The sequence below is a fragment of the Peribacillus sp. NJ4 genome (assembly GCF_030348345.1).
Classification (GTDB): Bacteria; Bacillota; Bacilli; order Bacillales; family DSM-1321; genus Peribacillus.
Genome location: NZ_JAUCFQ010000001.1, coordinates 4,548,411 through 4,560,301, shown reverse-complemented (window position 1 = coordinate 4,560,301; position 11,891 = coordinate 4,548,411). Strand labels below are relative to the sequence as shown.

Annotated in this window: 11 protein-coding genes and 1 pseudogene; 11 read left to right on the top strand and 1 reads right to left on the bottom strand. The window is 41.9% G+C overall.

From position 1 onward, the window contains the following. Positions 1 to 15: 15 nt before the first annotated feature. From iolE to QUF94_RS22620, 11 genes and pseudogenes are all read left to right on the top strand, one after another. Positions 16 to 903 (top strand): myo-inosose-2 dehydratase, encoded by an 888-nt coding sequence (gene iolE, locus QUF94_RS22670; RefSeq protein WP_289317831.1) that lies wholly within the window; start codon positions 16 to 18, stop codon positions 901 to 903. Between the two features lie 22 nt (positions 904 to 925). Next, the gene (locus QUF94_RS22665) at positions 926 to 2,338 is read left to right on the top strand and encodes a sugar porter family MFS transporter (RefSeq protein ID WP_483313670.1); all 1,413 of its coding nucleotides are present in this window, start codon (positions 926 to 928) and stop codon (positions 2,336 to 2,338) included. A 48-nt stretch (positions 2,339 to 2,386) separates the two neighbouring features. Then, a complete protein-coding gene (gene iolG / locus QUF94_RS22660; protein WP_289317829.1) occupies positions 2,387 to 3,418 on the top strand; it encodes a bifunctional inositol 2-dehydrogenase/D-chiro-inositol 1-dehydrogenase in 1,032 nt (343 codons plus the stop codon). 47 nt (positions 3,419 to 3,465) lie between these two features. Beyond that, positions 3,466 to 4,344 (top strand): sugar phosphate isomerase/epimerase family protein, encoded by an 879-nt coding sequence (locus QUF94_RS22655; RefSeq protein ID WP_053533868.1) that lies wholly within the window; start codon positions 3,466 to 3,468, stop codon positions 4,342 to 4,344. Positions 4,345 to 4,348: 4 nt separating this feature from the next. After that, on the top strand, positions 4,349 to 5,194 hold the full coding sequence (gene iolI / locus QUF94_RS22650; protein ID WP_289317828.1) for a 2-keto-myo-inositol isomerase: 846 nt from the start codon (positions 4,349 to 4,351) through the stop codon (positions 5,192 to 5,194). A 40-nt stretch (positions 5,195 to 5,234) separates the two neighbouring features. Then, complete coding sequence (gene fba / locus QUF94_RS22645; protein WP_289317827.1) at positions 5,235 to 6,089, top strand: class II fructose-1,6-bisphosphate aldolase; 855 nt, start codon at positions 5,235 to 5,237, stop codon at positions 6,087 to 6,089. Between the two features lie 108 nt (positions 6,090 to 6,197). Beyond that, positions 6,198 to 7,406 carry an MFS transporter gene (locus tag QUF94_RS22640; protein WP_289317826.1) on the top strand — a complete coding sequence of 403 codons (1,209 nt, stop codon included), beginning with the start codon at positions 6,198 to 6,200 and terminating at the stop codon, positions 7,404 to 7,406. Between the two features lie 23 nt (positions 7,407 to 7,429). Next, complete coding sequence (locus QUF94_RS22635; RefSeq protein ID WP_289317825.1) at positions 7,430 to 8,383, top strand: sugar phosphate isomerase/epimerase family protein; 954 nt, start codon at positions 7,430 to 7,432, stop codon at positions 8,381 to 8,383. A gap of 70 nt (positions 8,384 to 8,453) precedes the next feature. Next, positions 8,454 to 9,470 (top strand): LacI family DNA-binding transcriptional regulator, encoded by a 1,017-nt coding sequence (locus tag QUF94_RS22630; protein ID WP_289317824.1) that lies wholly within the window; start codon positions 8,454 to 8,456, stop codon positions 9,468 to 9,470. A gap of 129 nt (positions 9,471 to 9,599) precedes the next feature. Further along, positions 9,600 to 10,033, top strand: a pseudogene (locus QUF94_RS22625) (BclA C-terminal domain-containing protein); the annotation flags it as partial. 100 nt (positions 10,034 to 10,133) lie between these two features. Continuing rightward, positions 10,134 to 10,256, top strand: coding sequence for a hypothetical protein (locus QUF94_RS22620; RefSeq protein ID WP_289317823.1), 123 nt, complete (start codon positions 10,134 to 10,136; stop codon positions 10,254 to 10,256). 48 nt (positions 10,257 to 10,304) lie between these two features. On the opposite strand, the gene QUF94_RS22615 is transcribed toward QUF94_RS22620, so the two are convergent. Beyond that, entirely contained in the window at positions 10,305 to 11,696 is a 1,392-nt protein-coding gene (locus QUF94_RS22615) for a sigma-54 interaction domain-containing protein (RefSeq protein WP_289318477.1), read from the bottom strand. Positions 11,697 to 11,891 lie beyond the last annotated feature (195 nt).

Sequence of the window (11,891 nt, the reverse complement as noted above, 5' to 3'; positions counted from 1 at the left end):
GGGGGAAGTCGGAAAATGCAGGAGATTTCGTGGGGGATTGCCCCAATTGGCTGGCGTAATGATGACATACCGGAAATAGGAGCTGAAAACACCTTATCCCACCTTTTAAGCGATATTGTCGTGGCAGGATTTCAGGGGACCGAAGTAGGCGGTTTCTTCCCGGAACCGGCGGTCCTGAATAAAGAGCTGCGGCTTCGGAACTTAAAAATAGCCGGTCAGTGGTTCAGCAGTTTCATCGTTCGTGATGGAATCGAAAAAGCAGAACGGGATTTCCATGAACATTGCAAATATTTACAGGCTGTCGATGGCGATGTAGCGGTAGTATCCGAACAGACCTACAGTATCCAAGGCGGAAGGTACGATGTATTTAAGGAAAAGCCCCACTTTACTGAAGAAGAATGGGGAATATTGTGTACGGGCCTGAACCGTCTCGGGGATATTGCTGGACTTTACAACTTAAAATTGGTGTATCACCACCACATGGGGACAGGGGTCCAGACACTGAGTGAAATTGACCGCCTTATGGAAAATACCGACAAGAAGGTGCATCTGTTATATGATACTGGACATATTTATGTATCGGATGGCGATTGCATGTCCCTTCTGCAAAAGCATATCGACCGCATTGGGCACGTTCATTTCAAGGATGTGAGGCATAACGTGCTGGAGCAGTGCCGGAAAGAGGGGAAATCATTTCAAGAATCTTTTTTAGCCGGCATGTTCACAGTGCCTGGTGACGGCTGCATTGACTTTGTGGAAGCTTATCATACATTACTGGAAAATCATTATAAAGGCTGGATTGTAGTAGAAGCGGAACAAGATCCGTCCGTTGCCCATCCATTGGAATACGCATTAATCGCTCGCAAGTATATAAATGAAAGGCTGCTCCTCGTTCAAGATTAAAAACCGGAAAGAAGTGATTAATTTGAGTAATGATGGAAATCAAATGGCATTCTTACGCAAGATTATTATCTTCTCGACGTTAGGCGGTCTTTTGTTCGGATATGATACAGGTGTCATTAATGGTGCCTTGCCGTTCATGTCCGAAGCGGATCAACTTAACCTCAATTCACTTACGCAAGGACTTGTTGCCAGTTCACTTCTTTTAGGCGCGGCACTTGGAGCGTTTCTGGGAGGTAGGCTTTCGGATTATGCGGGCCGCAGAAAAAACATTCTTTTTCTTTCGGTACTTTTTTTCTTTTCCACCCTTGGATGCACGTTTGCACCGAATGTTACGGTCATGATTGCTTGCCGTTTTTTACTCGGCCTAGCGGTAGGCGGGGCGTCAGTAACCGTTCCTACTTATTTGGCGGAAATGTCTCCTGCTGAACGACGCGGCCGGATCGTCACCCAAAATGAATTGATGATTGTTAGCGGACAGCTGCTTGCATTCATTTTCAATGCCATTCTAGGGACAACGATGGGTGACAGTTCACATGTTTGGCGTTACATGCTGGCAATAGCATCACTTCCAGCCATACTTCTTTTCTTTGGCATGATCAGGTTGCCTGAAAGTCCAAGGTGGCTTGTGTCCAAGAACAAAAATGAAGAGGCCCTGAAGGTTTTGAAAAGAATACGTAAAATGGATGAGGCAGAATCGGAATTTCAGGGAATCAAAGCGACATTCGATGAGGAGAACCATGTTAAAAAAGCTACATATAAAGATTTGACCGTCCCATGGATACGGAGAATCGTCTTTCTTGGTATCGGGATTGCCATCGTTCAGCAAATAACGGGCGTTAATTCTATCATGTACTATGGTACCCAAATTTTAAAGGATGCAGGGTTTGAGACAAAAGCTGCTTTGATCGGGAATATTGCAAACGGTATCATTTCTGTTTTGGCAACGTTTTTAGGTATTTGGCTGCTTGGTAAAATCGGGCGCCGTCCAATGCTCTTAACCGGTTTGATCGGGACTACGACCACATTGCTGCTGATTGGCGTCTTATCTTCCCTTCTTGAAGGGACGGCTGCCCTTCCTTATATCGTTTTGTCCTTGACAGTCACTTTCCTTGCCTTTCAGCAGGGAGCCATTTCACCGGTTACCTGGTTGATGCTTTCAGAGATCTTCCCGCTTCAAGTACGTGGGCTCGGTATGGGTGTCACCGTATTTTTTCTATGGGTCGTGAACTTTCTGATTGGCTTAACATTTCCTGTTTTACTTGAAAAAGTCGGATTGTCCACAACATTCTATTTCTTTTTCGCGTTAGGCATGTTGGCTATCATCTTTGTGAAAAAATGTCTACCGGAAACAAGAGGACTTACACTTGAACAGCTTGAACAAAACTTCCGCAATCATGGAAAAGAACCTATTAAGGAAATGACAAAAATAATATAAGAGTTACAGAGAGAAAATATAGATACGTATAATAGGAGGAATATGATCATGACATTAAATTTTGGCGTAATAGGAACGGGTGCCATCGGCCGGGAGCATATTAAAAGAATTGCAAACAAATTATCCGGAGGGAGAATTGTGGCTGTAACCGATGTGAATCAAGAGGCGGCAAAGCAGGTCGTGAATCAATACGGACTTGAGGCACTTGTATATCCGGATGACCAATCACTGGTAAACTCCGAAAATGTGGATGCTGTGCTTGTTACGAGTTGGGGCCCTGCACATGAGCAAAACGTATTGAATGCGATTGAGGCTGGCAAATATGTATTCTGTGAAAAGCCACTGGCAACAACGGCGGAAGGCTGCAGGAGAATAGCCGAAGCGGAAATGAAACACGGGAAGCGTTTGGTGCAAGTTGGTTTTATGCGACGTTATGATAGCGGTTACATACAACTGAAAGAAGCCATTGATAGAAATGAAATTGGCGAGCCGCTCATGGTCCGCTGCGTACACCGCAATCCAGAAGTGGATGAAAAATATACGACGGAAATGGCAGTCGTTGACACATTGATTCATGAAATTGATGTATTGCATTGGTTAATCAGCGATGATTACAAATCAGTTCAAGTCATTTACCCGAAGAAAGCAAGCCGCGCGCATGCTAATTTAAAAGATCCCCAACTCATCATAATGGAAACGAAGAGCGGGATTGTCATTCAAGCTGAAGTATTCGTGAATTGTAAATATGGCTATGATATCCAATGTGAAGTCATTGGTGAGGACGGTGTTGCATATCTTCCTGAACCAGCGAGCATCGTGACAAGGAAAAGCGCAAAACGGAGCACGGATATCTTGGTAGATTGGAAAGATCGTTTTATGGATGCATATGACATAGAATTACAGGATTTCATAGATTCCATTATAAAGACAGGTCAGCCGAATGGTCCGACTTCATGGGACGGATACATTGCTGCTGTAACAGCTGATGCTTGTGTAAAAGCACAAGAGTCCGGACAGAAAGAATCCGTTGATTTAGAAGAGAAGCCCGTTTTTTATACAGGGAAAATCACTGTACAGTGAACGTACCATGCATTGAAACGAAAAAAGAATTATAGGGGGAAAGACCAATGAAACTAGCTTTGGATCCTACGATGTATGCCAATTTATCATTAAAAGAAATGGTCGATAAAACAGCGGAACTAGGCTATGAATATATCGAACTGTCACCGAGGGAAGATTTTTGTCCATTCTATAAATACCCTAAAGTGGATAAGGAACAGATTAAGAATTTGAAACGCTGGTGTAGCGACGCAGGTGTGAAGATATCATCCTTGCTTCCGCTTTACTACTGGGCCGGTCCTGATGAGGAACGGCGCCAGGCCGCAGTCCGTAATTGGAAACGTGCCATTGAAGTGGCAGTGGAATTGGATGTTGACTTGATGAATAGTGAATTTAACGGATCTAAATTCAATGAAGTTATCTGTGAAGAGAAATTCATTAAATCAATGGATGAGCTCCTCCCGGTGTTTGAAAGGGAAGGCGTTAAACTGAATTTACAGGCACACCCATTCGATTTCATCGAAACGCATGAGGGAGCGATGGATATGATTCGTGCCCTTGACCGTCCATGGATCAACCTTGTGTATTCAACGGCACATACATTTTTCTATGATGATGGCAAAGGCGATATTGCCCCTATGTTCGATTCTGCCGGGGATCGCCTGCAACATGTCTTGTTTGCAGATACATTCAATCATAAAGCATCCAACGGACTCCGTTATATCGTCAATCCTCCAGGTGTTGAGGCAACCGTCCACCAGCATTTGAACATCGGCGAAGCGGAAGTTGACTTTGATACGATCTTCAAAAAACTGAAAGAAATGAATTTTGACGGCATCGCGACAAATGCAGTATTTGCTTGGATCGACAAAGCAGACTGGTCAAGTAAGCTTATGCTTCAAAAAATGAGAGACGGATTGGGTTTAGCAGAAAGAATTGGAGGCTGACAGAATGAAACTTTGTTTCAACCAAGCGACAACACTTGAAAATTCCAACTTGGTCAAAGATCTCAAACACTGTGAAAAACATGGTTACGATTATATCGAAATCCGTACCATGGATAAATTGCCTGAGTATTTGGAAGAGCACTCTATTGAAGATTTAGCAGAATTTTTTAACGCAAATCATATTAAACCACTTGCCTTCAACGCGCTCGTATTCTTTAATAACCGAGATGAAGACGGCCATAAGGCGATAATAGCCGAATTTAAAAACATGATGATCATGGCGAAGAAATTGGGTGTGAAATATGTGGTGGCGGTTCCACTTGTAACGGAAGCGAAAATATTGAAAGAAGATATTAAAAACAGCTGTGTGGAAGTATTGACGGAGCTTTCCGAAATCGCTGAACCGTTTGGCGTTAAAATTGCTGTCGAATTTGTCGGGCATCCACAATGTACTGTGAATACATTCGGTCAGGCATACGATATTGTAGAAACAGTCAATCGTGATAATGTTGGCTTGGTTCTGGACTGTTTTCACTTCCATGCTATGGGTTCCAGTTTGGAGGACTTGAAGAAAGCGGATGGGTCGAAAATCTTCATTTTACACATTGATGATACAGAGGATTTTCCAATCGGCTTTTTGACGGATGAAGACCGGGTGTGGCCTGGGCATGGTGCCATAGATTTAGACAGCATATTATTCATCTTGAAGGGAATTGGTTATTCTGACGTTGTATCTGTTGAATTGTTCCGTCCTGAATATTATGAACTCGATGCTGAAGAAGCCATTAAGACTGCAAAAGAAACGACAATTCAAGCTATCTCGAAATACTTTGTACTCCAGAATGTGTGAGTAAACATGGTAATCTCGGGAAATGGGGGGTGATGGAATTATGCCTTTAGTACCAATGAGAGAGATGCTTTTGAAAGCAAAAGCAGGAAGTTATGCTGTGGGTCAATATAATATTAATGGTTTGGCATTCGCCCAGTCTTTTTTACAGGCTGCCAATGAGGAACGTGCGCCGATCATACTTGCGGCATCAGACAGGCTCGTTGATTATCTTGGAGGATTTAAAACGATTGCGGCTATGGTAAAAAGCCTTATGGAAGAAATGGACATTACGGTTCCGGTTGCCCTTCATCTTGATCATGGAATGGATGTGGAACGCTGCAAGAAAGCGATCGATGCGGGTTTTACATCGGTCATGATCGATGGCTCCCATCATTCAATAGATGTAAATATTGAAATCACCAAAATGGTTGTCGACTATGCCCAAAAGAACGGCGTTTCCGTTGAGGCGGAAGTGGGGACAGTCGGTGGGACGGAGGATGGCCTCGTCGGAGGTATTCAATATGCAAATCCCCATGAATGCACGAGGATGGTAAAAGAAACGGAAATTGATGCACTAGCGGCTGCTTTGGGTTCCGTTCATGGTCCATATCAAGGAGAACCTAAACTCGGTTTTGAGGAAATGGAATTAATTTCGAACATGACGAATGTGCCTCTTGTCTTACATGGAGGCTCTGGTATTCCGCTGTACCAAATCAAAAAAGCAATTGAACTTGGACACGCTAAAATAAATGTCAATACCGAAAGCATACAAGTGTGGGCAAAAACGATTCGGGAAGTATTGGCCGTTGAAGGAAAAGTATATGAGCCTCGCGCCATCATCACACCAGCGAAAGAAGCTATCATCTCCGTCGTGAAGAGAAAAATGGCAGAGTTCAATACAATTGGAAAGGCTTAAGTATGTAAAGGTGTTCCCAATTACGTTGCGGGCACCTTTTTGTATATTCACTTTTTGAATGAGGTGCCCTTGCTGAAAAATAGTTCGCTGGTCAGAGGAAGTGTTGCAATGACTTTGTTACATACCGCACGAAATAGATTTTTATTTTTAGTGCTCTCATTTATTTTTTGGTTTTCAAATTTCATTTATATACCCATTTTGTCTCCTTACCTTGAGACGATTGGAGGGGATTATACATTTATCGGCATGGTATTAGGCAGTTATGGGCTGATGCAATTTCTCTTCAGGCTTCCGTTCGGAATTTTTTCCGACCTCATAAAAGTAAGAAAACCTTTTATTATCTTTGGAATGGTCGTGAGTACGTTGAGTTGTGTGACTTTTGCTTGGGCCGATAGTTTAGGCTGGATCCTTTTGGCCCGCTCGTTAGCTGGAGTTGCCGCCGCAACTTGGGTAGCGTTCACCATTTTATTTTCCAGCTATTTTTCAGAACGTGATCTTCACCGAGCGATGGGCAGTATCTCGTTAGCTGTGGTTCTGGCACAGCTGCTTGGAATGGTGGTCAGCGGATACATTGTCGATCAATGGGGATGGCAAGCACCTTTTTGGATGGGCGGGATTATCGGTTTCGTTGGTATCGTCCTTTCACTTTTTATTTACGAATCGAACGAAGATTTTCTGAAAGAGCCTATTAAATTGAAAGAACTCGTATCAGTTATGCTTGAACCGGCGCTTTTAAAAGTATCATTTCTATCCATTCTCGCACATGGCATCATCTTCACGACAATGTTCGGCTTCACTCCGACATTTGCTTTAAAGCTTGGTCTCCAGACTGATGAGATCAGCATGGTCATCTTTTCATTCATGATTCCTCATGCCATTGCCACCATGCTTAGCGGAAAGATATTCGTACCATTATTCGGACAATGGAGGTTACTGAAACTAGCTTTCGGACTAACGGCCATTTTCACAACATGTACGCCATTAATAGATACAAAAGGGATGCTTTTTCTGATTCAAGGATTGAATGGATTCTCATTAGGCACTCTTTTTCCATTATTTTTAGGAATGGCGGTGGAGTCGATTCCCCTTGAAAAAAGGGCAACGGCCATGGGTGCATATCAAGCAATTTACGCGATTGGTATGTTTGCGGGACCTTTTATTGCGGGAGTATTGATTTCACATTTAGGTATTTCTGCAGGATTTTATTTTTCGGGTTCACTTGGTGCAACTGCTGTGTTCTTTATGATTTTATGGAGCCGCCATAAAGGAAAGAAACTGAACAGAGAATTGACTGAGCGGCATGTACGGGATGTCTAGTTTAAATAGAGGAGGAAAACTTTATGAAGGTTGGTTTAGTTACTGATATTTTAGGTTACATGCCATTTGAAGAGATGCTGGATACGTGTATTGATCTGGGAATAGAGACACTCGAGCTTGGATGCGGCAATTGGTCGGGGGCGCCACATCTCGATTTGGATGAACTTCTTGGAAGTCCCACAAAACGAAAGCGGTTTTTAAATGAAATAAATATAAGGGGGATGAGCATTGCAGCGTTGAATTGTTCTGGCAATCAGCTTGACCCATCAGAAGAAGGAACCATACATAAATCCGTTGTGGATAAGACCTTTCAGCTAGCAGGGCTTTTGGGTGTCGAAACGGTTGTCATGATGTCGGGATGCCCTGGCGGCGGACCAAGTGACAGGACGCCCAATTGGCTGACACATCCCATTTTGCCCTCGCATTTTGAGATGCTTGATTGGCAGTGGAATGAGGTAGCATTCCCTTATTGGGAAAAAGCGGTGACAACGGCAAAAGAACATGGAGTTCGAAAGGTTGCCATCGAAAATCTGGGCTGCAATTTAGTTTACAATCCTGAAACACTCTTTAAATTAAGGCAAGAAGTCGGTGATATGGTCGGCATGAATTTTGACCCGAGTCATTTATTTTGGATGGGCGGTGACCCCATCGCGGCTTTAAGGACATTAGGAAGCGCAGTTTATCATATTCACGCAAAAGATGTCCGGTTAGAAAGAGGGATATATGATGTCCAGGGATTGATTGATGTAAAACCAATGAACCAATACGCAGGAAGATCATGGAATTACGTTGCACTTGGATATGGTCACGACAGTGGCTGGTGGAAAGAGTTTTTTACTATCGTTAAAATGATAGGTTATGAAGGACCGATCGTTCTCGAAATGGAAGATTTAACAATGGCACCATTAACAGGCGTGAAAAAATCCATGAATGTTTTGAAAGAAACGTTGCCTAGGGAATTCGATATTTTAACATGAAGTCTAAATTACTTTATAATGGACTTAATGAAAATGACAAAATAGAAAATAGGCAGGTGGAGATAATAGAATGAAAATGAGCGATGTGGCGAAATTGGCCAACGTATCTCCCGCAACCGTTTCAAGAGTGCTCAGACAGCCGGATTTAGTAAGTGAAGATACCAAACAAAAGGTGCTGCAGGTGATTGAAGAGATGAATTACAAGCCTCACATGATTGCCAGTCAGTTCAGGACGAAAGAGACAAAGATCATTCTGGTCGTCGTACCGGATATAACAAGACCCTTTTTTTCCGAAGTGCTTCGGGGCATTGAGCATACTGCTGTAGAAAATGGCTATCAGGTTATATTGGGAGATACCGAGAATGACATTGAACGGGAAAAGGAATACATCGATTTGCTATACAAAAAGCAGGCGGATGGAGCGGTACTCCTTACCGCTAGAATGAACAGAGAAAGCCTGGAAAATCTCTCAAATCAATTCCCGATTGTACTGGCATGTGAATACGTGGACGGACTGGACATTCCAACTGTATCGATCGACAATGTAAGCAGTGCCAGAAAAGTAACGGAACATTTAATCAAGCTTGGACATACACGAATTGCTCATATAACAGGCCCCATGAATATCATCCTTAGCCGGGATCGCTTAGGGGGGTTCCAGCAGGCAATGAAGAATCATCACTTGAAAGTCAACCAGGAATTAATCCAGGAAGGGGGGGATTATGGCATTGACTCAGGGTATGACCAGATGTTGAAACTATTATCGCTGGAAAAAAGGCCTGAAGCAGTGTTTGTTTTTAATGATGAAATGGCGCTGGGAGCAGTAAAAGCGATCCAGGATCATGGGTTGAGCGTTCCCAAGGATATTGCTGTCGTAGGTTTTGATAATTTGAAAATAGCATCCATTTTTCATCCTCATATTACGACCATTGACCAGCCTAAGTACGAAATAGGGAAAAAAGCAACAAACTTATTGCTGACCTTAATGAAAGGCGGAACCGTTGAAAAGAAAAAATTCGTCCTGAAGGATGAGTTGATCATCCGCGAATCTTGCGGTTCCAATTTGGAAAAAAGTTTGAATGCGTAAAAATGTTTGGCAAGATTGCTATGTTAGTAAATGAGTGGCTTCCTTTTATGGGGGCCTTTTTGCATTTTGAAAATAATTAAGAACCTGCTTCATTCACTCAACACATTTGATTCCATCCCATAAATCTGATCAACAGGTCCTACGGGAACGAGTGTGACGTCTAATTCCATGTTTGCTTCTAATACAGCTGGGAGCACGGTTCTATCGTACTGGGAGGTACCAACGTTCCGCTTCCGAGCAACCAAAATTTAGATTCATTTACTGTTAATGGAGCTAATACTGTGTTTACCGTTCCTGTTATTGGTCGTTATTATTTGACGTATCAAATAAATACAACCGCTGGACTTCTTGCTGGTTCGAAGTTGATTTTAAATGGTGCCACGCCTATTCCTAGCTCCATAATATCGTCGGCTGTCGCGATTTCTAATTATAATAATGATGTGATTGTAAATTTATCAGCAGGTGATACGATCTCTCTTCAGATTTTTGGTTTAATTGCCACCGTTGTCTTAATGGGGGAAGGATCTGCAGGAGCTTCACTGACCATCATTCGTTTGAGTTAATCTAAGTCCACAAATCTTTAACATTAAATATGGAACGTAAATGATATTTGTGAATCCCATTCATCTTGAATGTGGATTTTTTTTATTGATTGAATGTATTATGGATTTTTTTATTGGACTTATTGTCGATAATCATCATTGGTTTCATTTCGAATTGATCATTTTTGGTGCTTGCATATATAGTTTCAAAAGCGCCCTTAGCTTGAACGGCATCCATTACTAAAGGCTAATGACCATTCATGGTTGCAAACGGGTTTTAATCCAGATGAATTTACAAGTACTTTTTGTATTTCTTTAATTTATAGATGACTGTTGGCTGGCTGATGCCCATATGTTCTGCCATTTCGTATGTGGTTTTACATTTTTTCCATGCTTTTGCAATCAGTTGCCTTTCAACCTTTTCCAGTGTCTTCTTTAAATCGAAATTCTCATCAAATTCCTGTTCGATTGCCAAGAAGGTGGAATCTTCCGGCTGTTCTATTTGCCCTGTGATGGATTGGGGAAGGTGTTCGGGAAATATATTTGGCTCTTCAATGGTCAGGATTAACCGTTCAATTAAGTTTTCTAATTCTCGTATATTTCCGGGCCAATGATAATGGGTCAAAACTTCATAAGTCGATGGATGGATTTTTTTGAATTTCTGGTATTTTTCATTGGTTTTCTGTAAGTAATGCTGTATTAAGAGAGGTATATCTTCTTTACGTTCATGTAGTGCCGGAATTTGGATGGGAATCACATTCAAACGATAAAATAAGTCCAATCTAAACTTACCTTGACTTACCATCTCCTTCAAATCTTGATTAGTTGCTGTAACCAGGCGGAAGTTAATGTGGTTTTCTTTTTTTCCACCGATGCGCTTTATCTTTTTTTCCTGTAATACTTTCAGTAATTTCGCTTGCATGGCCAGTGGGAGTTCCCCGATTTCATCCAAGAAAAGAGTTCCGCTGTCAGCCTGCTCAATCAGGCCTTGCCTCCCTTGTTTACTTGCCCCTGTAAATGATCCCGGCTCATAGCCGAATATTTCTGATTCAAACAAACTATCAGGTATCGTGCTGCAATTCACTTCGATAAAAGGTTCTTTCTTTCGGTTGCTTTGGTCATGAACAGCACGGGCAAAAGTGCTTTTCCCTACCCCGGAAGGTCCTAATAAGAGTATCGTGGCATCGGTTTTTGCAACATTATGGATCGTTTTTAAAATATGCTTCGTTTCATTACTTCTAGCAATCAAATAATGGTAATCAAGTTCCTTTTCTCTTAAATCCTCGACTTCCGTTTGATAGCCTTTTACTTTTCGTTGTAATTGCTCAAATTGATCCTGCAATTGCAGGATCTCGGTTTGATCCTGACCATAGCTGATTACCCTAACGAGAAGTCCTTCCTTATTAAAAATGGGATAGCCAGTCGACATGACAACATGACCGGTTTTTGTTTTTTGCATTATCCGCTTCGCTTTCTTTTCTTTTAAAACAATCGCATTGATGGAAGGTGTGAGAAGGCCCTCACTTTCTAATTGATAGACGGAGGTACCGATATAAGAGTCACTTTCCATACCATAAATCTCCCAAAGCTTTGGGTTGGAATATAAAATGATTCCATCTTGATCGGTAATGAGAATGTTATTATTCGATGTTTCAATAATCTTATTTAGTTCTTCCTCCAGCATATCGTCGTACATGGGTTCCGCTCCTTTGGGTTTTGGGATGCTTTTAATTAAAATATAAATCAAAAAGTCGAAATAATCAAAAATTAAATCAATAAATAAGAAAATGATTAAGTTATTAATCATTTGATGAAACAGAAATAACGAAAAGCCTTATAAAACGCAGCTAAATAGTTGGCGTGAATCTTGCTTATGTAA

Bases quoted from the DNA above. Each gene is read 5' to 3' on its own strand.
- iolE (WP_289317831.1), top strand. From the start codon at position 16: ATGCAGGAGATTTCGTGGGGGATTGCCCCAATTGGCTGGCGTAATGAT.
- iolG (WP_289317829.1), top strand. From the start codon at position 2,387: ATGACATTAAATTTTGGCGTAATAGGAACGGGTGCCATCGGCCGGGAG.
- QUF94_RS22655 (WP_053533868.1), top strand. From the start codon at position 3,466: ATGAAACTAGCTTTGGATCCTACGATGTATGCCAATTTATCATTAAAA.
- iolI (WP_289317828.1), top strand. From the start codon at position 4,349: ATGAAACTTTGTTTCAACCAAGCGACAACACTTGAAAATTCCAACTTG.
- fba (WP_289317827.1), top strand. From the start codon at position 5,235: ATGCCTTTAGTACCAATGAGAGAGATGCTTTTGAAAGCAAAAGCAGGA.
- QUF94_RS22640 (WP_289317826.1), top strand. From the start codon at position 6,198: ATGACTTTGTTACATACCGCACGAAATAGATTTTTATTTTTAGTGCTC.
- QUF94_RS22635 (WP_289317825.1), top strand. From the start codon at position 7,430: ATGAAGGTTGGTTTAGTTACTGATATTTTAGGTTACATGCCATTTGAA.
- QUF94_RS22630 (WP_289317824.1), top strand. From the start codon at position 8,454: ATGAAAATGAGCGATGTGGCGAAATTGGCCAACGTATCTCCCGCAACC.
- QUF94_RS22620 (WP_289317823.1), top strand. From the start codon at position 10,134: ATGGATTTTTTTATTGGACTTATTGTCGATAATCATCATTGGTTTCAT.
- QUF94_RS22615 (WP_289318477.1), bottom strand. From the start codon at position 11,696: ATGCTGGAGGAAGAACTAAATAAGATTATTGAAACATCGAATAATAAC.